This window comes from Citrobacter sp. CK194 (genome assembly GCF_030333395.1).
GTDB lineage: Bacteria > Pseudomonadota > Gammaproteobacteria > Enterobacterales > Enterobacteriaceae > Citrobacter_B > Citrobacter_B koseri.
The window spans coordinates 420,973-446,352 of record NZ_JAOWGA010000019.1; the positions used below are offsets into that span (position 1 = coordinate 420,973).

At 52.9% G+C, this 25,380-nt stretch carries 23 protein-coding genes; 11 read left to right on the top strand and 12 right to left on the bottom strand.

Going from position 1 to position 25,380, the window contains the following annotated elements; all coding sequences use genetic code 11:
- Positions 1-2: 2 nt before the first annotated feature.
- Positions 3-860, bottom strand: coding sequence for a deoxyribonuclease IV (nfo, locus tag OGX80_RS18095; RefSeq protein ID WP_049009465.1), 858 nt, complete (start codon positions 858-860; stop codon positions 3-5).
- 115 nt (positions 861-975) lie between these two features.
- Positions 976-2,025 (bottom strand): YeiH family protein, encoded by a 1,050-nt coding sequence (locus OGX80_RS18100; RefSeq protein ID WP_012131604.1) that lies wholly within the window; start codon positions 2,023-2,025, stop codon positions 976-978.
- Between the two features lie 119 nt (positions 2,026-2,144).
- Here OGX80_RS18100 and yieE point away from each other — a divergent pair, with 119 nt between their 5' ends.
- Both yieE and lysP read left to right on the top strand, forming a co-directional pair.
- Positions 2,145-3,008 (top strand): DNA-binding transcriptional regulator YeiE, encoded by an 864-nt coding sequence (gene yieE, locus OGX80_RS18105; RefSeq protein WP_115181389.1) that lies wholly within the window; start codon positions 2,145-2,147, stop codon positions 3,006-3,008.
- Positions 3,009-3,342: 334 nt separating this feature from the next.
- Positions 3,343-4,812: a lysine-specific permease gene (gene lysP, locus OGX80_RS18110; protein ID WP_012131607.1), complete on the top strand. Its 1,470-nt coding sequence runs from the start codon at positions 3,343-3,345 to the stop codon at positions 4,810-4,812.
- Between the two features lie 134 nt (positions 4,813-4,946).
- On the opposite strand, the gene OGX80_RS18115 is transcribed toward lysP, so the two are convergent.
- The 3 genes from OGX80_RS18115 to serB all read right to left on the bottom strand — a co-directional run bounded on the left by OGX80_RS18115 (position 4,947) and on the right by serB (position 9,486).
- A complete protein-coding gene (locus tag OGX80_RS18115) occupies positions 4,947-6,932 on the bottom strand; it encodes a ligand-gated channel protein (RefSeq protein WP_024130173.1) in 1,986 nt (661 codons plus the stop codon).
- Between the two features lie 311 nt (positions 6,933-7,243).
- A complete protein-coding gene (locus OGX80_RS18120) occupies positions 7,244-8,566 on the bottom strand; it encodes an MFS transporter (protein WP_012131609.1) in 1,323 nt (440 codons plus the stop codon).
- Positions 8,567-8,598: 32 nt separating this feature from the next.
- The gene (serB, locus tag OGX80_RS18125; RefSeq protein WP_047462487.1) at positions 8,599-9,486 is read right to left on the bottom strand and encodes a phosphoserine phosphatase SerB; all 888 of its coding nucleotides are present in this window, start codon (positions 9,484-9,486) and stop codon (positions 8,599-8,601) included.
- 216 nt (positions 9,487-9,702) lie between these two features.
- Between serB and OGX80_RS18130 the strand changes: the two genes are divergently transcribed.
- Positions 9,703-11,070 (top strand): L-serine ammonia-lyase, encoded by a 1,368-nt coding sequence (locus tag OGX80_RS18130; protein WP_114848223.1) that lies wholly within the window; start codon positions 9,703-9,705, stop codon positions 11,068-11,070.
- 4 nt (positions 11,071-11,074) lie between these two features.
- The gene (locus OGX80_RS18135; protein WP_024130176.1) at positions 11,075-11,452 is read left to right on the top strand and encodes a helix-turn-helix transcriptional regulator; all 378 of its coding nucleotides are present in this window, start codon (positions 11,075-11,077) and stop codon (positions 11,450-11,452) included.
- Here OGX80_RS18135 and fghA read toward each other — a convergent pair whose 3' ends face one another.
- Entirely contained in the window at positions 11,453-12,289 is an 837-nt protein-coding gene (fghA, locus tag OGX80_RS18140) for an S-formylglutathione hydrolase (RefSeq protein WP_115181390.1), read from the bottom strand. It abuts the gene before it with no gap.
- A 337-nt stretch (positions 12,290-12,626) separates the two neighbouring features.
- On the opposite strand from fghA, the gene folE reads away from it, so the two are divergent.
- The 6 genes from folE (at position 12,627) to mglC (ending at position 19,563) form a co-directional block, all read left to right on the top strand.
- The gene (gene folE, locus OGX80_RS18145; RefSeq protein WP_012131616.1) at positions 12,627-13,295 is read left to right on the top strand and encodes a GTP cyclohydrolase I FolE; all 669 of its coding nucleotides are present in this window, start codon (positions 12,627-12,629) and stop codon (positions 13,293-13,295) included.
- 14 nt (positions 13,296-13,309) lie between these two features.
- Positions 13,310-14,467 (top strand): DUF418 domain-containing protein YeiB, encoded by a 1,158-nt coding sequence (gene yeiB / locus OGX80_RS18150; protein WP_012131617.1) that lies wholly within the window; start codon positions 13,310-13,312, stop codon positions 14,465-14,467.
- Positions 14,468-14,619: 152 nt separating this feature from the next.
- A complete protein-coding gene (gene galS, locus OGX80_RS18155) occupies positions 14,620-15,660 on the top strand; it encodes an HTH-type transcriptional regulator GalS (RefSeq protein WP_110494029.1) in 1,041 nt (346 codons plus the stop codon).
- 279 nt (positions 15,661-15,939) lie between these two features.
- Positions 15,940-16,938, top strand: a complete 999-nt coding sequence (gene mglB / locus OGX80_RS18160) for a galactose/glucose ABC transporter substrate-binding protein MglB (protein ID WP_012131619.1) — start codon at positions 15,940-15,942, stop codon at positions 16,936-16,938.
- 78 nt (positions 16,939-17,016) lie between these two features.
- Complete coding sequence (gene mglA / locus OGX80_RS18165; RefSeq protein WP_047462502.1) at positions 17,017-18,537, top strand: galactose/methyl galactoside ABC transporter ATP-binding protein MglA; 1,521 nt, start codon at positions 17,017-17,019, stop codon at positions 18,535-18,537.
- A gap of 15 nt (positions 18,538-18,552) precedes the next feature.
- Positions 18,553-19,563: a galactose/methyl galactoside ABC transporter permease MglC gene (gene mglC, locus OGX80_RS18170; RefSeq protein WP_012131621.1), complete on the top strand. Its 1,011-nt coding sequence runs from the start codon at positions 18,553-18,555 to the stop codon at positions 19,561-19,563.
- A gap of 59 nt (positions 19,564-19,622) precedes the next feature.
- On the opposite strand, the gene OGX80_RS18175 is transcribed toward mglC, so the two are convergent.
- The 6 genes from OGX80_RS18175 to OGX80_RS18200 all read right to left on the bottom strand — a co-directional run bounded on the left by OGX80_RS18175 (position 19,623) and on the right by OGX80_RS18200 (position 23,893).
- Positions 19,623-19,862: a DUF2542 family protein gene (locus tag OGX80_RS18175; protein ID WP_012131622.1), complete on the bottom strand. Its 240-nt coding sequence runs from the start codon at positions 19,860-19,862 to the stop codon at positions 19,623-19,625.
- Positions 19,863-19,864: 2 nt separating this feature from the next.
- Entirely contained in the window at positions 19,865-20,584 is a 720-nt protein-coding gene (gene sanA, locus OGX80_RS18180) for an outer membrane permeability protein SanA (RefSeq protein WP_012131623.1), read from the bottom strand.
- Positions 20,585-20,750: 166 nt separating this feature from the next.
- Positions 20,751-21,635 (bottom strand): cytidine deaminase, encoded by an 885-nt coding sequence (cdd, locus tag OGX80_RS18185; RefSeq protein ID WP_115181391.1) that lies wholly within the window; start codon positions 21,633-21,635, stop codon positions 20,751-20,753.
- A 129-nt stretch (positions 21,636-21,764) separates the two neighbouring features.
- Positions 21,765-22,460: a CidB/LrgB family autolysis modulator gene (locus OGX80_RS18190; RefSeq protein WP_071258980.1), complete on the bottom strand. Its 696-nt coding sequence runs from the start codon at positions 22,458-22,460 to the stop codon at positions 21,765-21,767.
- Complete coding sequence (locus tag OGX80_RS18195) at positions 22,457-22,855, bottom strand: CidA/LrgA family protein (protein ID WP_012131626.1); 399 nt, start codon at positions 22,853-22,855, stop codon at positions 22,457-22,459. The genes OGX80_RS18190 and OGX80_RS18195 overlap by 4 nt, the downstream gene beginning before the upstream one ends.
- Positions 22,856-22,984: 129 nt before the next feature.
- Complete coding sequence (locus OGX80_RS18200; protein WP_024130178.1) at positions 22,985-23,893, bottom strand: LysR substrate-binding domain-containing protein; 909 nt, start codon at positions 23,891-23,893, stop codon at positions 22,985-22,987.
- A 126-nt stretch (positions 23,894-24,019) separates the two neighbouring features.
- Between OGX80_RS18200 and mhbT the strand changes: the two genes are divergently transcribed.
- Positions 24,020-25,378 (top strand): 3-hydroxybenzoate transporter MhbT, encoded by a 1,359-nt coding sequence (gene mhbT, locus OGX80_RS18205; RefSeq protein WP_115181392.1) that lies wholly within the window; start codon positions 24,020-24,022, stop codon positions 25,376-25,378.
- Positions 25,379-25,380 lie beyond the last annotated feature (2 nt).

Sequence of the window (25,380 nt, forward strand, 5' to 3'; positions counted from 1 at the left end):
CATTACGCAACCACCTTTGCCGTTTGCTGCGCTTTCAGCCAGGCGATCTCTTCTGCCCAGATATCCGGGTTGATAGTTTCCAGAATCAGCGGAATACCGTCAAAACGATCGTCCTGCATAATCCAGCGAAATGCATCATGACCAATGTTGCCTTCGCCCAAACTGTGGTGACGGTCAACGCGGCTGCCAAAGGCGCTTTTCGCGTCGTTCAGGTGCATGCCGCGCAGGTATGTAAAACCCACAACACGCTCAAAGTCGGCGAATGTTTTTTCACATTCGTCGGTGGTACGCAGATCGTAACCGGCCGCAAACGCGTGACAGGTATCAATACAGACGCCCACGCGGGACTTATCTTCCACGCCGTCGATGATGGCGGCGAGATGCTCAAACCTGAATCCCAGATTGCTCCCCTGACCCGCAGTGTTTTCAATGACTGCCGTGACCCCTTGGGTTTTCTCAAGGGCAATGTTGATCGACTCTGCTATTCGCGCCAGACATTCCTCTTCCGGGATTTGCTGTAAATGGCTACCCGGGTGGAAATTGAGCAGCGATAGCCCCAGTTGCTCACAACGCTGCATTTCATCAATAAACGCATCGCGCGATTTTTCCAGCGCTTCGCTGACAGGGTGCCCGAGGTTGATCAGATAGCTGTCGTGGGGAAGGATCTGCGCAGGCGAATAGTGGTATTTCTCGCAGGCGGCCTTAAAGTCATCAATGATTTGGGCAGTGAGCGGCGCGGCGCGCCATTGACGCTGATTTTTCGTGAACAGCGCAAATGCGGTTGCGTCAATTTCTGCGGCGCGAATTGCAGCGTTGGCTAACCCGCCAGCGGCGCTGACATGCGCTCCGATATATTTCATGGAAGACTCCTGTTAAACCCGCTATACACATTATTCTTCAGGTTTGAATAATGTCGTGTATTCGAAAAAAATACTCTCCAATGATAGCGGGTTAACAGGGGCAAAATGTAGTGCTTTATGCGATAAGATGGTGAATCAGTACGTTAATCACGCCGCCGCCAACAATCAGCCAGACAAACAGCACCAGCGCCATCAGTAACGGTTTCGCCCCGGCTTTCTTCAGCGCGCTGACGTGCGTTGTAAGACCCAGCGCGGCCATCGCCATCGCCAGCAGAACCGTATCCAGCGTAATCAACATGTTTACCACCGCCTGCGGCAGCAGATGGAACGAGTTAACGATTGCCACTACGATGAACAGCACCGCAAACCACGGGATGGTGATTTTGCTTTTCTCCGCGCCCGTCGCCGGAGAAAGTTGTTTCACGCGGGCGGCCAGCAGAATCAGAAACGGCGCCAGCATCATTACGCGTAGCATTTTGGCAATCACCGCGGCGTTTTCCGCGTCCGGGTTAATGGCGTGTCCGGCGGCAACGACCTGGGCTACTTCATGCATGGTCGAACCAATATAGATGCCGTAGGTTTCCGGGCTGAACCAGTGCGCCAGTAGCGGATACATTGCCGGGTAGAGGAAGATTGCCAGCGTACCGAAAATCACCACCGTCGCGACGGCCACCGTAACTTTACTGGCCTCCGCTTTAACGACGGGCTCCGTTGCCAGCACTGCCGCCGCTCCGCAAATGCTGCTTCCGGCGCCAATCAGCCAACTGGTGTGCTTGTCCAGACCAAACACTTTCTGCCCGAGGAAACAGGCGAGTAAAAAAGTGCTGGAGAGCGTCAGTACATCAATCACAATCCCGCTGACGCCCACGTCTGCAATCTGTGAGAAGGTGAGGCGAAACCCGTAGAGAATGATCCCCAGGCGTAATAGATGTTGTTTAGCGAACAGCACGCCGCCGTCACAGCTTTTCCAGATTTGCGGATACACCGTATTGCCGATGACCATTCCCAGTAAGATGGCTAAGGTGAGGGCGCTGAACCCGGCTCCCGCGACGGCTGGAATAGATCCACCCCACAGGGCGGCCCCTGTGATAACTGCGCTCAGGGCAAGCCCCGGTATAAAATGCCACACTGTACGATGGTGATTCTGTAAGGTGAGTTCTGTCATAACCTTCTCCTCTATATGGGTAAAATGTTATGGCGAACTGGTTTAAAAATAAAATTGATTATATATTTATAATTAATCTTTATAAGTGGTAAGCGACGGCCTGCCAGTGGAAAACAACAATGCATATCACGCTACGACAACTAGAAGTTTTTACTGAGGTGCTAAAAAGCGGCTCGACGACCCAGGCATCAGTCATGCTGTCGCTGTCGCAGTCGGCCGTAAGCGCAGCATTGACCGATCTGGAAGGTCAGCTTGGCGTACAGCTATTTGACCGCGTTGGAAAACGGCTGGTGGTCAATGAACACGGGCGCTTGCTGTACCCGCGCGCGCTGGCGCTGCTGGAGCAGGCTGTCGAAATTGAGCAACTGTTTCGGGAAGACAACGGCGCAATCCGCGTTTATGCCAGTAGTACCATCGGCAATTACATCCTGCCTGCGGTAATTGCCCGTTACAGGAAAGACTTTCCCGATCTGCCGCTGGAACTTAGCGTGGGCAACAGCCAGGATGTCATTACGGCGGTGCTCGATTTTCGGGTGGATATCGGCCTGATTGAAGGCCCGTGCCACAATACTGAGATTATTTCTGAGCCGTGGCTGGACGATGAGCTGGTGGTGTTTGCCGCACCGTCCTCGCCGTTGGTGCAAGGGCCGGTAACGCTTGAACAACTTGCCGCCGCGCCCTGGATACTGCGCGAGCGCGGTTCCGGTACGCGTGAGATTGTTGACTACCTGTTGCTTTCGCACTTGCCAAAATTCGAAATGGCGATGGAGCTGGGTAACTCCGAAGCGATCAAACACGCCGTGCGTCATGGTCTGGGCATCAGTTGCCTGTCGCGGCGGGTTATTGAGGAACAGCTTCAGGCGGGAACGTTGAGTGAAATCGCGGTGCCTTTGCCGCGCCTGGTGCGAACCCTGTGGCGAATCCACCATCGCCAGAAACACCTTTCCAATGCCTTACAGCGTTTTTTGCGCTACTGCGAATAAGCGTCCTTTGCCGGATGGCGGCGTAAACGCCTTATCCGGCCTACAAACTCAACGCTTTTGCCGGATGGCGGCGTAAATGCCTTATCCGGCCTACAAATTCAACGTTTTTGCCGGATGGCGGCGTAAACGCTTTATCCGGCCTACAAATGTCGATCCTGTAGGCCTGATAAGCGCAGCGCCATCAGGCGAATGTCTTAACGTCTATCCGATCTACACTTTACTTATAATCCACGGCCAGTCATGAAGGTCTCTTATAACTGCGCATTTGTGCCGGAAGGATGGCGTTTCGTCTGCTACAATCGCGCCTCATTTTTTGGATGGATAGCATTTTCACATGGTTTCCGAAACTAAAACCACAGAAGCGCCCGCGTTACGTCGCGAATTAAAGGCGCGTCACCTGACAATGATCGCCATTGGCGGTTCCATCGGTACGGGTCTTTTCGTTGCATCTGGTGCAACCATTTCTGCGGCGGGTCCAGGCGGCGCGCTGTTTTCTTATATCCTGATCGGTCTGATGGTCTACTTCCTGATGACCAGTCTCGGCGAACTGGCGGCGTATATGCCGGTATCCGGTTCATTTGCGACTTACGGTCAGAACTATGTTGAAGAAGGCTTTGGCTTCGCGCTCGGCTGGAACTACTGGTACAACTGGGCGGTGACCATCGCCGTAGACCTCGTGGCCGCACAGCTGGTGATGAACTGGTGGTTCCCGGATACGCCGGGTTGGATCTGGAGTGCGCTGTTCCTCGGCGTGATCTTCCTGCTGAACTACATCTCGGTCAGAGGCTTTGGCGAAGCAGAATACTGGTTCTCGCTGATCAAAGTGGCGACCGTCATTATCTTTATCATCGTGGGCGTCATGATGATCGTCGGCATCTTCAAAGGGGCGCAGCCAGTGGGCTGGAGCAACTGGACGACCGGCGATGCGCCGTTTGCCGGGGGTTTTGCGGCGATGATTGGCGTGGCGATGATCGTCGGCTTCTCCTTCCAGGGGACGGAACTGATTGGTATTGCGGCGGGTGAGTCTGAAGATCCAGAGAAAAACATTCCGCGCGCGGTGCGTCAGGTATTCTGGCGTATCCTGCTGTTCTATGTGTTCGCGATCCTGATTATCAGCCTGATTATCCCGTATACCGACCCGAGCCTGCTGCGTAACGATGTGAAAGACATCAGCGTTAGCCCGTTCACTCTGGTGTTCCAGCATGCGGGTCTGCTTTCCGCTGCGGCGGTAATGAACGCGGTTATCCTGACGGCGGTGCTGTCGGCGGGTAACTCCGGGATGTACGCGTCTACCCGTATGCTCTACACCCTGGCCTGTGACGGTAAAGCGCCGCGTATTTTCGCGCAGCTGTCACGCGGCGGCGTTCCGCGTAACGCGCTGTATGCGACGACGGTAATTGCGGGGCTTTGCTTCCTGACGTCGATGTTTGGCAACCAGACGGTATACCTGTGGCTGCTGAATACCTCCGGGATGACGGGCTTTATCGCCTGGCTGGGGATTGCCATCAGCCATTATCGTTTCCGCCGTGGCTATGTGTTGCAGGGTAACGATGTGAAAGATCTGCCGTATCGTTCTGGATTCTTCCCGCTGGGGCCGATCTTTGCGTTTGTGCTGTGTCTGACCATCACGCTGGGTCAGAACTATGAAGCCTTCCTGAAAGACACCATTGACTGGGGCGGCGTAGCGGCAACCTATATCGGGATTCCGCTGTTCCTGGCTATCTGGTTTGGCTACAAGCTGACAAAGGGAACGCACTTTGTTCGCTACAGTGAAATGCACTTCCCGGAGCGTGTGAAGAAATAACCTGTAGGCCTGATGGCGCTGCGCTCTACAGGAACGACATTTGTAGGCCGGATAAGGCGTTTACGCCGCCATCCGGCAGGTAAAATAAAAAAGCCCCGACATTCATCATGCCGGGGCTTTTTGTTGTACTGAACTTAGAAGTTATAAGTCAGGCCAACCGTGTAACGACGACCGTCGAGAATGGTATCGTAAGTCTCGTAATCGATCTGTTTGTCCAGAACGTTATACACGCCCGCGGTTAACAGTAGATTTTTGTACGCGTAATAACGCACACCAACATCAACCTGCGTATAAGACGGCGTTCCCTGGGCCATTGAAGTACGGCTCAGGTATTCGGAGGTCTTGCCGCGGAAGTTCAGACGGCTCCAGAAGCCAACATCCTGCGTTGCCTGCCAGTCCAGCGTGGTGTTGAACATATGCTTCGGCATTTTATTCAACGGCTTGCCAGAGAATTGGCCGCTTTTCTGCTCAGATTCGGTATAGGTGTAGTTCGCCGTCCAGTTGAGATCGCGGGTGATCTTCCAGCCAAAGGTGGACTCCACGCCGCGCATATTGGCTTTATCAACGTTGACGCGATCGCTGACAAAGTCGTATTTCTCACCACCAATAGTACAGGCCGGATCTGAACTGCTGTTGCAGCGGCGCACTTCAGTTATCTTATCTTTGAAGTCGGTATTGAACAGCGTTACGCCAGCGTTAAGGTTATCTCCGTTATCCCACAGCAGGCCCAACTCTTCGCTCAGGCTTTTTTCTGGTTTCAGATCTGCGTTACCGACAATAATACCGTTCAGACGACCGCCGCCGGTAATCTGTCCCCAGGTCGGGGAGGACTGGCGCAGATCCGGTGCGCGGTAGCCCGCAGAGACGCCGCCTTTTAAGGTCCACTGATCGGTAAGATGCCATACGCCATAGCCACGCGGCGTCCAGTTGTCGCCATAGTTTTCATCTTTATCCATACGGATACCGCCGGTCAGCGTAAAGCTGTCGGTCATCGCCCACTCATCTTCAGCAAACAGCGCCCAGCTCCAGCGGGTCAGCTTGTTTACGTCTTCGTAGGCTTTTAACTGGTTGCCGTTATCGCTCAGTTTCTCGTAACGATACTGTCCACCTAATGTCAGGGTATGCGCGCCGAGGAAGATCTGGTTCTGGTTATTAAAGATGGTGTTGTAAGACTTCATCTGGCGACCGGGGTTGTTGGTCTCTTCCTGCTGAATGTAGCTGGTGGTGTTGAAGTCGTCGTAATAACCGCTGTGGGTTAAGGAATAGGTGGTGTGCTCATAGCGGTTTTCGCTTTTGCTGTTTGGCTTACAGCTACCGTTGCGGCAGCTTTCTTCTGCCATTGACTTGCCTGGCGTACTGTCGCGATCCTGCAATTCACGCGCGATGTCGAAGTCAAAATCGTTTTTATCATCCGGCGTAAAGTTTAGCGTTAAAGCCCCGTTGCGCAGGCGCTGCTCATTGTAGCCATTGACGATTTTGTCTTCCGCACGGCGAGAGAGCAGCCCGGTCACTTTCGCCCCCAGCAATCCGTCAATCAGCGGGCCGGACGCATAAGCGTTGGTCTGGTACAAATCACCGGAGTCCCTGTCTTCCTGGAAGGTGGCGTCGCCATGCAGGGAGCCGGTCCAGCCTTTCGTGTTGGACACTTTTTTGGTGATCACGTTAATGACGCCGCCCATCGCATCTGAACCGTAAAGCGATGACATTGGCCCGCGAATAACTTCAATACGCTCGATCGATTCCAGCGGCGGCAGCCAGCCTTGCTCGATCCCGGAGTTATCGCTGTTCGGACGCGTGCCGCGCGTGCTGATGCGCTTACCGTTGACCAGGAACAGCGTGTATTGCGAAGCCATCCCGCGGATGCTGATATCGCTACTGCTGCCGCCGCCGGTAACGACGACTCCGGGCACATCTTTCAGCGCATCGGTGACATCGCGATAGGCTTTGTCTTCGATCTGCTGTTTGGTGATAACGGAGATAGACGCGGGGGCGTTCTGGATTTTCTGCTCAAATCCCGTGGCGGTTACAACGACGGTGTCCTGATCGGCAGCATAGACGAGCGATGGGAGACACGCTGCGCATACTGCGGCAGCGATAGCCTTAACGTGAGGTATGGTCATTTTTGTCATTCCATTAAATGAGTAAAACTGCGAGCCATGAAAAAAGGCCATGACAACGGTATGTATTTGTCTTTTAAGTACTCTTTGCGGTGAATAAGCGGGACGAATTGTACAAAAGAATGAATAATTGTAAACACAAATGATAATTGAAATCATTTGTGTTTATTTGTTTTTCACGGAAAGGTATTTCAAATCAATAAGATGGCGGATCGTAAATGTGAGGAAATTTTGAAGAAAAAATGGAGAAATGAAGGATGAAAAGGAGGGCAGATACCCTCCGTTGTTACGTTATGGCAATAGATTATCGTTTTTTACAGACGATGGAGACGAGAAAGTAGCGCCAGGGAGAGCGTGGTTAATAAAATAGCGATGAAGGCGTAAATATAGACGCCGGACCATTCCCAGCTATTTTTCACCAGAATGACCGGTACGCCGGCCATTGCCGCGCCAACATAACTGAATAATCCCCGGAAACCGGTAATAGAACCCGCAGCATCTTTGTGAGTAACGTCCAGGCAGCCGACGGCAAAAAGCATATGCGGCCCGTACAGTGCAAATCCCATGATGGTGAAGAGTACGGCGGTGATGGTGTAAGAGGTATCCTGCACCAGTGGGATAAGCACGATGCATACGCAGAGCATTAAGGCGAAAATTAACCCCGTCATCCAGCGGTTGCTTTTAAACATAAAGTCTGACAAATATCCGGCCAGCAGTCCCCCTGCCAGCCCGCCAGCTTCGAACCACGAGATAATGGAGTTTGCTTTAATCAGGCTCCAGCCGTGTACCTGCGAGTAATAGATTTGCGGCCAGTCATTGAGAATAGTGCGCGCAATATACACGGACATATCGCCCACGATGATGATCCATACCAGCGGGTTGGTCAGAATGTATTTAACGAACACCTGCCAGAAGCTCAGATTGACCGGGCTGGCTTTTACCTGTGCAAGCTCGGTAGGATCGTTACGCCATTCGCCGACATTGGGTAGCCCGAGGGTGCCGGGACGATCCTGAATCGTAAACAGCGCGACGACCCCCATCAGAAGGGAAATGACTCCAGGGACATAGAAGCCCATTTTCCAGCTGCCGCTAAAGGCAATGGCGAAGCTGGTGAGCAGCGGGGCAAGGCTGCCGCCAATGTTATGCGCTGCTTCAACGATTGCCCACCAGCGCCCGCGTTCGTTTTTTGAGAACCAGGAAGCCATAATTTTCGCCATTGGCGGGAAGCTGGTGCCCTGGAGAATCGCATTGAGGCTGTACAATACGTAGAACGCCGCGACGCTATCGGAAAAGCCAAAGAGAATATTGACGATGCCGACGCCAATCAGCACCGGGCCGGTCATGGCTTTAGGGTTAATTTTATCAACCAGCATGCCGCCAACAAACTTCATGGAACCATAAAGAATGTAAAAAATGGAGGACATGATGGCGAAATCTTCTGCGGTTAGCGACGTATCCGCCAGCATGGCTGGCATCGCAGCAGAAAAGTTTTTACGGGTCAGATAGAATACGGCATAAGAGATAAATACCGAGGTGATGATCTCTGTGCGAAATTTTTTATAAGTATGATCAATCTCTTTTTTCGCGTTCATAACAGGCCGATCGGCCTGACTGAAAATAAATGCTTTTATGTTCATCGTGAGTTTCCCTTCCGGCGACGGAAATGCGGTTATAATTCATCTTCAATAAAGAACAGAAGTGATTCGAATCCATGAAAATTAATCTGATGATGGATTGTTTCTCTGACAACGGGTTTTGCCCGCCACGCGATACCGGTTCCTGCGTACGTTAGCATCGGCAGATCGTTTGCGCCGTCGCCGCAGGCAATAATGTTGTGTACAGCGAGGTTGAGTTGTGTTGCCAGCGCAGAGAGCGTTTGCCGCTTTTTCCCGGCATTCATGATCGGGAAGGTAATATTGTCCGTCAGGACGTTATCTTTTATTTCAACCGTGTTGGAAAAGGCGTAGTCGAGCTGATACTTTTCTTTCAGTCGTTGGGTAAAAATATCCAGACCGCCGGAAATAATGGCCGTTTTAAACCCTTTGTTTTTCAGTACCGGCAACATAGCGGCAAGGCCGGGGGAAATCGTCATTCGATCGCAAACGGCATTGAGGACATCACAGTGCGTGCCTTTTAACATGCGAATACGGCGGGTAAAACTGGTGTCGAAATCTACTTTCCCTTCCATCGCCTGTTGGGTCATCTCCGCGATTTGCGCAGAGATGCCAAGCGTGTGAGCGATTTCATCCACGCCTTCCTCTTCAATAAACGTTGAGTCCATATCAAATGCAATCAGTCCCTTTGTGGGGATGCTCTGAGGTTTGACAAAAAAATCAAACTGCAATTGCAGTGATGCAGCGCGTAATTTCTGATAAATAGCCTGCGTCAGCATTTCATCGGGTAGCGTAAGTTTTAAATAATCCTTATTGATTAATGCCAGATGCCGACGCTCTAATAAATAATGACATTGCATCGCGTGAGAACGAAGAAAATCATTATATAACCATGCCTGAAGTTGCTCTGTGTTTGTTGATGTGACGAAGTAAGTTATTGCCATCATGTTGCTCCTTTACATTGCGCTTTATTATAATGGGTGGCGTTTGTTTCTTGTGCGTCGTGCTATCACAGATATGAATGTTAAAGAAAAGATAAAATGGTATTGTTTTTAATGCCTGATAATGAATAAGCATGAAAAGTATCATTTTTAATATGTTGATTACGGTATATTATCGCCATCCCACCCTGCGCTTTTTTTAGGAATACATATATAAAAATGGAAAGTTGCGTTGATATATTCAAAATTGTGATAGGTCCATCCAGTTCAAGAACCGTGGGGCCAATGCGTGCGGCTTGCAATTTCATTTCGCAGCTAAAACGGCAGGATACGCTGCCGTTACTCAGGAATATTGAAATTGAATTGTTTGGCGCATTATCGTTAAGCCGTAAATGCCACAATGTTGATGCCGCGCTTTATCTGGGGTTGCTGGGAAATCAGCCGGAGAAGGTGGATTTACGTATGCAACTGACCGCCATCAGGCGTGCGGAAAATGACGGTATGCTTGACGTGCCAGCCCCGGCGAACAGTACGGTGACAGTGGCGGTGAAAATTATTGCGAATCACCATGCGCATCCCGGACATCCTTATGCGATGACCTTTCGCGCCAAAGATGATTACTTTACGTTATACGAGGAGACGTGGTTTTCGACCGGCGCCGGGCAGGTACGAAAATACGGTGAGTCTGCGCCCGTGGCGACAGATCAGACACGCGCCTCTCCCTTTGCCTTTCGCAACGCCGCGCAGTTGCAGACGCTGTGCCAACGCAACGGGCTTTCCGTTGCGGCGCTGATGATGAAAAATGAGCTGAACAGCCATTCTCAGCCCTCATTACAGCGCTATTTAACGCAGGTCTGGGAGATTATGAAGCAGGCCGTTCACCGTGGCCTGCATACCGAAGGGCTGCTTCCCGGCCCTTATCAGATCCCGCGTCGGGCCTGCGCATTGCATAAATCGTTGTGTATGAAGCCTTCGGCAGCGGATTTTCTGACGACCCTGAACTGGGTTAACGTGTTTGCTATTGCCGTGAGTGAAGAGAATGCGGCAGGCGGGCAGATTGTCACGGCGCCGACGAATGGCGCAAGCGGCATTATTCCGGCGGTACTGAGCTGGTACGATAAGTTTGTTTGTCCGCTGGACGCGGGCGCCATCACCCGTTTTTTTCTTACGGCAGGTGCCGTCGCGCTGTTGTTTAAACAGAATGCGTCGATTTTAGGATCGGAAGTGGGATGCCAGGGGGAGATCGGCGTCGCATGTTCGATGGCGGCGGCAGGGCTGGCGGAGCTGATGGGCGCATCCGTCGGGCAGGTATTAAGCGCTGCGGAAATTGCGATGGAGCACCATCTGGGGTTGACCTGCGATCCGGTTGGCGGGCAGGTGCAAATTCCCTGTATAGAAAGAAACGCCATCTCTGCCGTAAAAGCCATTAATGCGGCGACGATGGCGATGAGCCGCATCAGCGAGCCCTGTATTTCTCTGGATGAAATTATTGCCGCCATGTATGAAACCGGCAAAGACATGAGTGCAAAATATCGCGAGACTTATCACGGATGCCTCGGAAAAATTCAGCCAAGAAAAAGGTGCTAGTACATTGAAATACCAAACAATGAATAATGACGAGATCGTCTGGTCGCTCTGCGCGCGTATCAAGGAAACGCGGATTTCCCTGTCTATGACGCAACAGCAGCTTGCCGATCGCGCGCAGGTAGGCATCGCGACGATCAAGCGTATTGAGAAAGGCGCTGGCCTGAACCTCGATACGCTGATTTCTCTCCTGCGCGCGCTTGATAAACTGCACAATCTGGATGCGATTTTGTTTGAATCAGAAATGCGCAATTTTAGCGAGAGCGAGAGTGCCGGGCGACTTCAGATTCGCCAGCAGGTTGCTGATTTAAACCGGAAATCGTCTGCGCCGCAAGCCGATGACAATAACGATATTGCGGCGCTGGAAAAAGCCGTGTACTGGTGATCAGCTCAGCAGATGCTGTGCATGGAAGCGCAGATGATCCTCAATAAACGAGGCGATAAAGTAATAACTGTGGTCGTAGCCCGGTTGAATACGTAACGTCATCGGCCAGTCCTTCTGGCGCGCGGCTTCGGCCAGTACCGCCGGTTGTAACTGATCGGCGAGGAACTGATCGTTATCGCCTTGATCAATCAGCGTTGGAATGGCGTGTTCCGGCTGGCTGGCGAGCATCAGCGCGCAACTGTCCCACTCAACCCAGGCCGATCTCTCTTCCCTCAGATAGGCCGTAAACGCTTTTTCTCCCCACGGTACGCGGCACGGATTCACGATGGGCGCAAAGGCGGAAACGCTGGTGTATTTCCCCGGATTTTTCAGCGCCATGATCAATGCGCCGTGTCCGCCCATTGAATGTCCGCTGATCGCGCAACGTTCACCCACGTTAAACTGCGACTGGATCAGCGCCGGGAGTTCATCGCGCAGGTAGTCGTACATGCGGAAATGCGCGGCCCAGGGCTGCTGCGTCGCGTTGAGATAGAATCCCGCGCCTTTACCTAAATCATAACCTTCGTCATCGGCAACCTGTTCGCCGCGCGGACTGGTGTCCGGCATCACCAGCACAATGCCCAGTTCAGCGGCAATGCGTTGCGCACCGGCTTTGGTGGTGAAGTTCTCATCATTACAGGTTAACCCTGACAGCCAGTACAGCACCGGAGGCGGTGTTGTATTGCGGGGCGGCGGGAGAAAGATGCTGAATGTCATGGCGCAATTCAGCGTGGTGGAGTCGTGTCGCCAGCGTTGCTGCCAGCCTTCAAAACAACGGTGCTCTTCGAGCATATCCATGCGTGGCTCCTTTTGTGTTGAACCTGAATGAGTCGTGCAATTTCCCCATAATACAGATTATTCATTGCGCTGTGAGTAACTTTCACTTCCGCATTTATCTAACATGCTTCATCATCTACACAACTTTACATTAACACCTGGCGTCATGGCCCGTCAGATTTAGCGCGCGGAACCGCCGTGGGGAATCCGGGACATGAAAGGCAGCGGCGATTTCAATAATTATCGTTGTGAATACTGGATTATGTGCGCCGCCTCACGCACAATAAACGGGCTGCCAACAGCCTAAAAACTTTGCCCCACGCAGGGCAGAGGCGCCACACCTGCAGGAGAAGAATAAATGTCATCACTCAGTAAAGAAGCGGCCCTGGTTCATGAAGCGCTGGTTGCGCGTGGTCTGGAAACGCCGCTGCGCCCGCCCGTGCATGAGATGGATAACGAAACGCGCAAACGTCTTATTTCGGGGCATATGACCGAGATTATGCAGTTGCTGAATCTCGACTTGAGCGATGACAGTCTGATGGAAACGCCGCATCGCATCGCTAAAATGTATGTCGATGAGATTTTCTCCGGCCTTGATTACGCCAATTTCCCGAAGATCACCGTGATTGAAAACAAGATGAAAGTGGATGAAATGGTGACGGTGCGCGATATCACGCTTACCAGCACCTGCGAACACCATTTCGTCACGATCGACGGGAAAGCGACGGTGGCCTATATCCCGAAAGATTCGGTGATTGGCCTGTCGAAGATTAACCGTATTGTGCAGTTCTTTGCGCAGCGCCCGCAGGTTCAGGAGCGTCTGACCCAACAGATTCTGACCGCGCTGCAAACGCTGCTTGGCACCAATAACGTCGCAGTCTCAATCGACGCTGTGCATTACTGCGTGAAAGCGCGCGGCATTCGCGATGCGACCAGCGCCACCACCACGACTTCCCTCGGCGGATTGTTTAAATCCAGCCAGAACACGCGCCAGGAGTTCCTGCGCGCCGTGCGTCACCACAACTGATCAGGGCAGGGAGTATGGAGCGTAATGTCACGCTGGATTTTATTCGTGGCGTTGCCATCCTCGGTATCCTGCTTCTTAATATCAGCGCCTTTGGCTTGCCAAAGGCGGCTTACCTTAATCCCGCCTGGTATGGCAAGATCACCGCGTCTGACGCATGGACGTGGGCGATCCTCGACCTGTTCGCGCAGGTAAAATTCCTTACGCTTTTTGCGCTGTTATTCGGCGCGGGTCTGCAAATGCTGCTGCCGCGCGGCAAACGCTGGATTCAGTCGCGTCTGACGCTGCTCGTCCTGCTGGGCTTTATCCACGGTTTGCTGTTCTGGGATGGCGACATTCTGCTGGCGTATGGCCTTGTCGGCCTGATTTGCTGGCGGCTGGTGCGCGACGCGCCGTCGGTAAAAAGTTTATTTAATACCGGTATTTTGCTCTATCTGGCGGGGATTGGCGTGTTGCTGCTGTTAGGGTCCATCTCGGCGAGTGAAACCAGCCGCGCCTGGACGCCGGATGCCTCTGCCTTGTTGTATGAAAAATACTGGAAGATTAACGGCGGCATGGAGGCGGTCAGCAACCGGGTCGATCTGCTGTCGAACAGTCTGCTGGCGCTGGGGGCGCAGTATGGCTGGCAACTGGCGGGAATGATGCTGCTGGGCGCGGCGCTGATGCGCAGCGGCTGGCTGAAGGGCCAGTACAGTCTGCAACACTACCGGCGTACGGGCGTATTGCTTGTCGTCGTCGGCATGCTGATTAACCTTCCGGCCATTATTGTACAGTGGCGGCTGGACTGGGCGTATCGCTGGTGCGCTTTTCTGCTACAGGCGCCGCGCGAATTGAGCGCGCCGTTTCAGACTATAGGCTACACCGCGTTGATGCTGGGGTTCTGGCCGCAGCTCAGCCGTTTTAAACTGGTCATTGCCATTGCCTGCGTAGGGCGGATGGCGTTGAGCAACTATCTGTTGCAGACGCTGATCTGCACCACGCTGTTCTACCAGTTCGGTTTATTTATGAAATTCGACCGACTGACGCTGCTGATATTCGTCATTCCTGTCTGGCTGGCGAACCTGCTTTTCTCCTGGATTTGGCTGCGTTTCTATCGGCAAGGGCCGGTGGAATGGCTCTGGCGGCAATTAACCCTCCGTGCGTCCGGGACGTCATTATCGGGAACATCCAGATAACGATCTGGATCACATTCATTAACAAAACGCATGTAACCGTTTCCAGCCCTGTGACCTTACTCACGTAGTCCTGAACGAAGCGCTGACAAAATACCCACCTGCTAAACACAGGGTGTCTGTGAGCAACGGCAATCTCAAACAGGGTAGTGAATATGGTAACCATTCGTGATGTGGCACGTCAGGCTGGCGTTTCCGTAGCGACTGTTTCTCGCGTGCTGAATAACAGTGCGCTGGTCAGTCCCGATACGCGCGAAGCGGTAATGAAGGCGGTCACGCTGCTGGGTTACCGTCCTAATGCTAATGCGCAAGCGCTGGCGACGCAGATAAGCGACACCATCGGCGTGGTGGTGATGGACGTGTCAGATGCGTTTTTTGGCGCACTGGTCAAAGCGGTGGATGTGGTTGCCCAACAACACAACAAATATGTGCTGATTGGCAACAGTTATCATGAGGCTGAAAAAGAGCGTCATGCCATCGAGGTTCTGATTCGCCAGCGCTGTAACGCATTGATTGTTCACTCGAAAGCATTAAGTGACCAGGAGCTGGGAGCGTTTATGGACCAGATCCCAGGCATGGTGCTGATCAATCGTATTGTGCCGGGTTATGCCCACCGTTGCGTGTGCCTGGACAATATCAGCGGCGCAAAAATGGCGACCCGTATGCTGCTCAATAATGGTCATCAACGGATTGGTTATCTGGCTTCCAGCCACCGCATTGAAGATGACACGATGCGTAAAGAAGGGTGGCTGAACGCGTTGCAGGAGCAGGGGATTACGCCGCCAGAAAGCTGGATTGGCACGGGTTCCCCGGACATGCAGGGCGGTGAAGCGGCGATGGTGGAACTGCTGGGGCGAAACCTGCAACTGACCGCCGTATTCGCCTATAACGACAGCATGGCCGCTGGCGCGCTCACGGCGTTAAAAGACAATGGCATTGCCATCCCGTTACATCTTTCCATCATCGGTTTTGATGATATTCCTATTGCCCGTTACACCGACCCGCAGCTGACCACGGTGCGTTATCCCATTGCTTCTATGGCGAAAATGGCAACGGAACTGGCGTTGCAGGGCGCGGCCGGCACGCTGGATTCAACGGCGACGCACTGTTTTATGCCAACGCTGGTGCGTCGTCATTCGGTTGCGCTAAGACAGAATGCGGCCCCGATCACTAACCAGCAACGTCAGGGGATGTAACCGTTTTCAATATGTGAGTAAATTCACAGTATCTTAACAATACGATAGCTATGATGGCACCGTTTGAAGCACTGTAAATACTATGTAACGGTGAATAATCACTTTTAACGCATCGTCAGGGCATTAAACAGCAATTAAAGCATATTTTTGGAGCGTTACCGGGCACGGAAGAAAGATTTTTTAACAGTGAGCTTCGGCGTTCAGTAACACTTCATTAACGTTCTGCCCTGCCGAGCATTTTTCTCAAGCACTACCCTGCATAATAAAACCGGAGATACCATGAATAAGAAGGCGTTAACTCTGTCTGCTGTGATGGCAAGCATGTTATTTGGCGCGGCTGCGCACGCTGCTGATACTCGCATTGGTGTGACGATTTATAAATATGACGATAACTTTATGTCCGTCGTGCGTAAGGCTATCGAAAGAGACGCCCAGGCGGCGCCTGATGTGCAGTTGCTGATGAATGACTCGCAGAACGATCAGTCCAAGCAAAACGACCAGATCGACGTGCTGTTGGCAAAAGGGGTAAAAGCGCTGGCGATCAACCTGGTTGACCCGGCTGCGGCAGGTACGGTAATTGAGAAAGCGCGTGGTCAGAATGTCCCGATTGTGTTCTTCAACAAAGAACCTTCCCGCAAAGCGCTGGATAGCTATGACAAAGCCTATTACGTCGGCACTGACTCCAAAGAATCCGGTATCATCCAGGGCGATCTGATCGCTAAACACTGGCAGGCTAACCAGGGTTGGGATCTGAACAAAGATGGCCAAATCCAGTTCGTACTGCTGAAAGGCGAGCCGGGCCACCCGGATGCTGAAGCGCGTACCACCTATGTTATCAAAGAGCTGAACGACAAAGGCATCAAAACTGAGCAGCTGCAAATGGATACCGCGATGTGGGATACCGCAATGGCGAAAGACAAAATGGACGCATGGCTGTCCGGCCCGAACGCCAACAAAATTGAAGTGGTTATCGCGAATAACGACGCAATGGCGATGGGCGCGGTAGAAGCGCTGAAAGCGCACAATAAAACCAGCGTTCCGGTATTCGGCGTAGATGCGTTACCTGAAGCGCTGGCGCTGGTGAAATCCGGCGCGCTGGCAGGTACCGTGCTGAACGATGCCAACAACCAGGCGAAAGCCACCTTTGATCTGGCGAAAAACCTGGCCGATGGTAAAGGCGCGGCTGACGGCACCGACTGGAAAATCGAGAACAAAATTGTTCGCGTTCCGTACGTAGGTGTTGATAAAGACAATCTGGCTGAGTTTACCAACAAGTAATTCGTATATCGTTTTCTTTGGGCGCAATAACATTGCGCCCTTTATTAACGCACTCTGCGAGGCCAACAAGGTATAATTATGGTCAGCACTACTACTCCGTCGTCAGGCGAATACTTGTTGGAAATGAGCGGCATCAACAAGTCTTTTCCCGGCGTAAAGGCACTTGATAATGTTAATTTAAAAGTCCGCCCGCACTCGATTCACGCCTTAATGGGGGAGAATGGCGCAGGAAAATCAACATTATTAAAATGCCTTTTTGGGATCTATCAAAAAGATTCCGGTAGCATTTTATTTCAGGGGAAAGAGATCGATTTTCATTCTGCCAAAGAAGCTCTGGAGAATGGTATTTCGATGGTTCACCAGGAGCTAAACCTGGTGTTACAGCGCTCCGTCATGGATAACATGTGGTTAGGGCGTTACCCAACCAAAGGTATGTTTGTCGATCAGGATAAAATGTACCGGGATACCAAAGCGATATTTGATGAACTGGATATTGATATCGATCCGCGTGCGCGTGTCGGGACATTATCCGTTTCACAAATGCAGATGATCGAAATTGCGAAGGCGTTTTCCTACAATGCCAAAATTGTGATCATGGATGAGCCGACCTCTTCATTAACGGAAAAAGAGGTTAACCATCTGTTCACTATTATTCGCAAACTGAAAGAGCGCGGCTGCGGTATTGTGTATATCTCGCATAAAATGGAAGAGATTTTCCAGCTGTGCGATGAAGTCACCGTCTTGCGCGACGGCCAGTGGATTGCGACGCAGCCGCTGGAAGGGCTGGATATGGACAAGATCATCGCCATGATGGTGGGTCGTTCCCTGAACCAGCGTTTCCCGGACAAGCAAAACAAGCCGGGAGAGGTCATTCTGGAAGTGCGTAACCTGACGTCGCTGCGCCAGCCGTCGATCCGCGATGTCTCTTTTGATCTGCATAAAGGGGAAATTCTCGGGATTGCGGGTCTGGTAGGGGCAAAGCGTACCGATATTGTTGAAACGCTTTTTGGTATCCGGGAAAAATCATCGGGTACGATTACGCTGCACGGCAAAAAGATTAATAACCACAACGCGAATGAAGCCATTAATCACGGTTTCGCGCTGGTAACGGAAGAACGTCGTTCAACCGGGATCTACGCGTACCTGGATATTGGTTTTAACTCTTTAATTTCCAACATCCGCAATTACAGAAATAAAGTCGGTTTGCTGGATAACTCCCGCATGAAGAGCGATACACAGTGGGTTATTGACTCAATGCGCGTGAAAACGCCAGGTCATCGCACGCAAATTGGCTCTCTTTCGGGGGGCAACCAGCAGAAGGTCATTATCGGCCGGTGGCTGTTAACGCAGCCAGAAATATTAATGCTGGATGAGCCAACGCGCGGTATTGATGTCGGCGCAAAATTTGAAATCTATCAACTGATTGCGGAACTGGCGAAAAAAGAGAAGGGGATTATTATCATTTCTTCCGAAATGCCGGAATTGTTAGGGATTACAGATCGTATTCTGGTAATGAGCAATGGCCTTGTTGCCGGGATTGTTGACACAAAAACAACAACGCAAAACGAAATTCTGCGTCTTGCGTCTTTGCACCTTTAAGATCAGGGGCTCCTCATGAGTGCGTTAAATAAGAAAAGTTTTCTTACTTATCTGAAAGAAGGCGGAATTTACGTTGTTCTTTTAGTCTTGCTGGCCATTATTATTTTCCAGGACCCTACATTTTTAAGTCTGCTGAACTTAAGTAACATTCTGACGCAGTCCTCCGTGCGTATTATCATCGCGCTGGGTGTGGCAGGGTTGATTGTCACCCAGGGGACTGACCTGTCTGCGGGGCGTCAGGTTGGCCTGGCGGCCGTGGTCGCCGCAACGCTGTTGCAGTCCGTGGAAAACGCCAATAAGGTCTTCCCGGAAATGGCCACCATGCCGATTCCGCTGGTGATCCTGATTGTCTGCGCAATTGGGGCCGTCATTGGTCTGCTTAACGGCATTATCATTGCGTACCTTAATGTGACGCCGTTCATCACGACCCTGGGCACGATGATTATCGTTTATGGCATCAACTCCCTGTATTACGACTTCGTCGGGGCGTCGCCGATTTCGGGGTTTGATAGCGGGTTCTCGACGTTTGCGCAGGGCTTTATTGCGCTGGGCAGTTTCCGGCTCTCCTACATTACCTTCTATGCGCTGATTGCGGTGGCGTTCGTCTGGATCCTGTGGAATAAAACCCGTTTCGGTAAGAACATTTTCGCTATCGGCGGCAACCCGGAAGCTGCAAAAGTGTCCGGCGTTAACGTGGGGCTGAACCTGCTGATGATCTATGCGTTGTCCGGTGTGTTCTACGCATTCGGCGGTTTGCTGGAAGCGGGGCGTATCGGTTCTGCGACCAACAACCTCGGCTTTATGTATGAGCTGGATGCGATTGCGGCCTGCGTGGTCGGCGGCGTGTCGTTTAGCGGCGGCGTCGGGACGGTATTCGGCGTTGTGACCGGTGTGATTATCTTTACCGTCATCAACTACGGCCTGACCTATATCGGCGTGAACCCTTACTGGCAGTACATCATTAAAGGCGGCATCATTATCTTCGCGGTGGCGCTGGACTCGCTGAAATACGCCCGTAAGAAGTAATTACCGGCATGAAAAAGCCCGAAGCAGGCAACTGTTTCGGGCTTTTTTATTTCTGCGCGTTATCTAAAGAACAGAAAATAAATGCCTGCGGCGAGCGTACAAACCGACATGCACAGATATAACCCGATGTAGCTCCAGTAAAGGAGAGGAGTTTCTGCACGGTAGGCGTATACGGGTTCGCGGGCGTTCCTGACGATTTTATCCACGGCGCCAGAGCGCCAGCCTTTGTAGGCTTCCCGTAAGCTAAACAGCATCACCATCAGGACGGCGATGACCACAAAGATCGTTTTCCCTTCCACGCTTATTTTCCTTGTTTCTTTTGCAGTTCCAGCAATTGCTCAGGCGTTACTGCCGGGTAGCCCTGGGCGTCATCCGGCACCTGATGCATTGTTGGAATGGGAACTAACGGGCCTAAGAAGCGAGGTTCCCGTTTGAAAATATAGAGGTCTGCCAGCGCGCCGAATCGGGCGCCAAATTCACGTACGCGTACCGTTAACATATCTTTTGGCGACGGCACCGCATAGCACTGAGCCTGAATTCCCATATGCAGCGCAATAAACAGCGCGCGTTCACAGTGGAAACGCTGGGTAATGATGATGAAGTCGTTGGTATCAAACACTTTGCGCGTGCGCACAATGGAGTCCAGCGTGCGAAAACCGGCATAATCGAGCACGATGTCGGCAGGATCAACGCCCCCGGCGATCAGATCCTTACGCATCGTCATCGGTTCGTTATAGCTTTGCAGCGCGTTATCGCCGCTGAGCAGCAGATAATTGACCTTGCCACTGTTGTAGGCGTTTAACGCGCCCTGAATGCGATAGCGGTAATACTGATTAATGACGCCGGTGCGATAGTATTTTGCGGTGCCTAATACCACTCCCACCTGGCGGTAGGGGAGATCCTGTAATTCGTCGTAAATATAGGGCGCGGTTTTCCAGCTCATCCATCTGTCGAGACCAAGCACAGTCAACAGCAGCAAGCCGATCAGGACTAACAGGCTGTAAAACACGCGCTTTAACATGCAGAGAACTCGATAAAGGGATGAAATTTCAATCAGGCTACTGTACCCGCTGTCGAAGCGCAAGAAACAGCAGTCTGATTGGGGGGATTTTAGACATTCTTGCCATTTGCATGTTGCCCGATGGCGCTGTGCTTATCGGGCCTACGCACATTGCGTGTTCCAGGGCTTAACCCAGCAGTACGCGGTCGATATTATTGCAGCCTAATGCTTTCAGCGTGGCGGCGGTGGCGTCCCACTGGATTAACGGCGCGTCGGCTTTCTCCGCCAGAATTGCGCGCTGAATATCTGGATAGTCATACCCGTTCAGGTTCAGCAGATTCAGTGCGCCCTGCAAAGGCGGCAGCGTAGGGTTAAAGGCGGCGTTCTCGGCATAGCTGCCGGTGAAAATACGCCCGTCTTTGCATTCCAGCGCCACGCCGCTTGGGGAGTGGCTGTAAGGCATATGACATTTATTGGCGGCGGTAATCGCCGCCTGAGTCAGCGTGTCGCCCTCCAGCGCGAAACCGTGATCCTGCTCGTCCATCAGCAGCGTTTTGATCTCCAGGTCTTTCGGGCCGAAAGCGTCGGGCAGGTAGTCGCGTAAGGTATGCGGTACGCGCCCCGGCAGGTGGATACGCAGATCCAGGCCGCTGTTCAGTTCGTTCATAAACTGACGGCAATGACCGCAAGGGGTGTAGTTAACCGTGATGGCGGCGAGCCCTTTTTCACCGCGCAGCCAGGCATGGCCGATCGCGCTTTGCTCGGCATGAACGGTTTGCTGCATCGTCGCGCCCAGGAACTCCATATTCCCACCGAAATACCAGGTTCCACTGATGCCGCGCGCGATAGCGCCAACGTTGAAGTGGGAAAGGTCGGTGCGTGCGCAGGCGGCAGCCAGCGGCAGGAGCGCGAAAGCCAGCGCGTCTTCGTCCAGCCCCGATTCACGCTTAAGCGTCGAGACCTGCTCCGCAGTCAGCATGGCGGGAAAATGCTCATCTGCCAGAATCGGCGCCAGCGCTGATTGCAGATTATCCGCAAGTTGGCCAAAAGCAGTTTGAAAACGTGGATGCATGGCGTTGCCTCATAACAATGTAATGGAGTCGTAGTTTACGGAGCTGTTACAGCTTTATATGTGATCCAAATCTCATTGTGATTGCAACTTGTGAAACTTAAATTAAAAATGCGCGACGCATCGCAAATTTTAACCCGCTACCGCCAGAATAATCGGGAAGAGAAACGGCGCCAGCAGCGAGGTGATGATCCCGCAGATCACCAGCGCCAGCGAACTGAACGCCCCTTCCTGGTAATCCAGCTCGGCGCAGCGCGCAGTGCCCAGGGCGTGCGAGGCGGTTCCCATTGCCAGACCGCGTGCGGCTTTGGTACGGATACGCATGAGGTTGAGCAGGGTATGACCAAATACGGCGCCCAGTATCCCGACGAAAATAACGCAGACGGCGCTAATGGCGGGGATGCCGCCGATGCTGCCGCCCACCGCCATTGCGATTGGGGTTGTGACCGATTTCGGTAATACCGATGCGGCGATTTCCGGCGTGGCGCCCATCAGTAAGGCGACAGTGGTTCCGGTCACCATAGCGACCACGCTGCCGACGAAGCAGATCGTGATGATGGATTTCCAGCGGGCGCGGATTTGGTGCAGTTGTTCATATAAAGGGTACGCCAGCGCCACGACGGCGGGTTGCAGCAGGTCGTTGAGCACCTCGCTGCCTTTGAAATAGTGATCGTAAGGAATGCCGGTCAGTATCAGAAACGGGATGATGACCACCATGGCAACCAGCAACGGGTTAAGCAACGGCATCTTAAAGCGCGCAGCCAGTTTGCGGGCGGCGAAAAAGACCGCCAGCGTCAGGGGTAACGACCACCAGATATACGACATCATTTTTTCGATCCTTTCTGCCCTAACACTTTTCGTTCACCGTGTACGATATGCGAACTCCAGCTCACGACCAGGAAAACAACCAGCGTACTGATCGCACAGGAGACCACCACCGGGCCAAACTGCGCGCGCAGCAAATCGAAGTACTGCATGACGCCGACGCCAATCGGCACAAACAGCAGCGCCATGTAACGGATCAGGACATAGCATCCCGGGTTTACCCACTTCGCTGGCAGAATTTGTAGCGCCAGTAAAACAAACAGAATCAACATGCCGATGATGCTGCCGGGAATCGTGATAGGAAGCAGCGATGCAATGAAAATACCCGCATACAAACAGGCATATATCAGTACAAATGCGCGTAAATACTGCCAGATGATATTCAGTGATTTACTCATGGTAAAAGCCCTTGATGAAACAGATTCATCATACAATTAAACTTTAAAACGTGCTACCGATCACATCATGAATTCTGAGCATAGTGGAAATAGACAACGGGAACATCGGGCAACGCCCCGTTGCCCGCGCTAAACCTGCGCCAGAAAATGCAGAAAACGACTCAACGCAAGAGAAGGGGTCTCGTTCTTGCGCCAGAACATGCCCACGCTTCCTTTCTGTTCTATTTTCGGCAGGTTTAAGATAGCCAACTGGCCCTGGCTGGCATAGCGTTGCGCCAGGCGTAGAGAAAGAATAGAGATCATATCGCTGCTTTGCAGCAAATTGGTGCTGACGTTCATCGAGGCGGATTCGATGGTGTTTTCCGGCAGCATCACGCCGTTGTCCACCAGGGCGTTATCAATGCTGATGCGAATTGGCGTACCGGTCGGCCAGACAATCCAGCGCCAGTGGGCGAGGTCGTTCCAGGAAAGCGTGGCGTGTGAGGCCAGGGGATGATGGGGGCGGGCGACAAAGCAGACCGGTTCGGTGTAGAGCACCTGATAGTTTAACGGCAGCTGGAGCGCCCGACCGCCCACGCGACCTACCACCACGTCCAGCGACCCGGCGAGCAGATCGTGTAAAAGCGGGGTCATGACTTTCTCTTCAATGTTCAGGTGCAGCGTCGGCATCTCATTGAGCAGGCAGAGGATCGCCTGCGACACGCAATCTGTCGCGACCGGTGAACAGCCGATTTTCAGGCTTCCCACCAGCCCACCTTGCTTAAAGCGCGCGATCTCATACTGCGAACGTTCCATATCGTTGATGAGCCGCTGCGCATGCTGGAGCAACAGCTTGCCCCCTTCTGAAGGGCGTAACCCCTTGCTGTGGCGTTCAAAAAGCGTGATTCCGATCTCATCTTCAAGCTGTGACAGCCACTTCGACAGCGCGGGCTGGGTGATGTTCATCATTCGCGCAACGTGGGTCAGATTCCCTTGTTCCCCCAGCGCGACCAGCATTTGCAGGTGGTGCAGCTTCAATTTTTGCGCCCAATTCGCCATTTGATATAACCCCCAGGTTATGCCTCTGCCCGAAATGCCATTGTACATTTCATCGCCATGATTACAAACTTGCAACATACAAAAAACAAAAATGACATCTACCTTACCTGCACCGAGGCATTCACTATGACTCAACGACGTGATCTACAAGCACTGATTGACGCCGCCCCCGTCGGCAAAATGCAGTGGCGCGTTATCATCTGCTGCTTTCTGGTGGTAATGCTCGACGGTTTTGATACGGCCGCAATTGGCTTTATTGCGCCGGATATCCGTACGCACTGGCAATTGAGCGCCAGCGATCTGGCCCCGCTATTCGGCGCGGGTCTGCTGGGGCTGACGGCAGGGGCGCTATTGTGCGGCCCGCTGTCAGACCGTTTTGGCCGTAAACGGGTGATTGAACTGTGCGTGGCGCTGTTTGGCGCCTTGAGCCTGCTTTCCGCCTTCTCGCCGGATCTGCAAACGCTGGTGGTACTGCGCTTTTTAACCGGGCTAGGGCTGGGCGGCGCGATGCCGAATACCATCACGATGACGTCGGAATACCTTCCCGCCCGCCGTCGCGGCGCGCTGGTGACGCTGATGTTCTGCGGGTTTACCCTTGGTTCGGCGATGGGCGGCATCGTCAGCGCGCAACTGGTGCCGCTGATTGGCTGGCACGGCATTCTGGTGCTCGGCGGCGTATTACCCTTAATGCTGTTCTTCGCCTTGCTGTTTGTTCTGCCCGAGTCTCCACGCTGGCAGGTGCGTCGTCAGCGCCCGCAGGCGGCGATTGCCAGAACGGTTAGCGCCATCACCGGCGAACGCTACGACAATACGCATTTCTATCTTCATGAAGCCGCCGTCATTTCAAAAGGCAGTATCCGCCAGCTTTTTGTTGGGCGTCAGCTTCCCATTACCCTGATGTTATGGGTCGTGTTCTTCATGAGCCTGCTCATTATCTACCTGCTCTCCAGCTGGATGCCGACACTCCTGAATCACCGGGGAATCGATTTGCAGCATGCCTCCTGGGTCACTGCCGCATTCCAGGTCGGCGGTACGCTCGGCGCGCTGTTACTCGGCGTACTGATGGACAAACACAATCCGTTCCGGGTGCTGGCCGTGAGCTACGCGCTGGGCGCGGTCTGCATCGTGATGATTGGCCTGAGTGAAAACGGACTGTGGCTGATGGCGCTGGCGATTTTTGGTACGGGCATTGGCATCAGCGGATCGCAGGTGGGGCTGAATGCCTTAACTGCGACGCTGTACCCGACTCAAAGCCGTGCAACCGGCGTGAGCTGGTCCAATGCCGTCGGGCGCTGCGGCGCCATTGTCGGCTCGCTCTCCGGCGGCATGATGATGGCGATGAATTTCTCTTTCGATACGCTGTTTTTCGTCATCGCGATTCCGGCAGCCATTAGCGCGGTGATGCTCGCCATGTTGACGGCGGTTGTCCGCCACTCAGCCTCTGAACCTGACGTGCTGCCCCGGGCAGGCGTCGTGAACGAATAAGG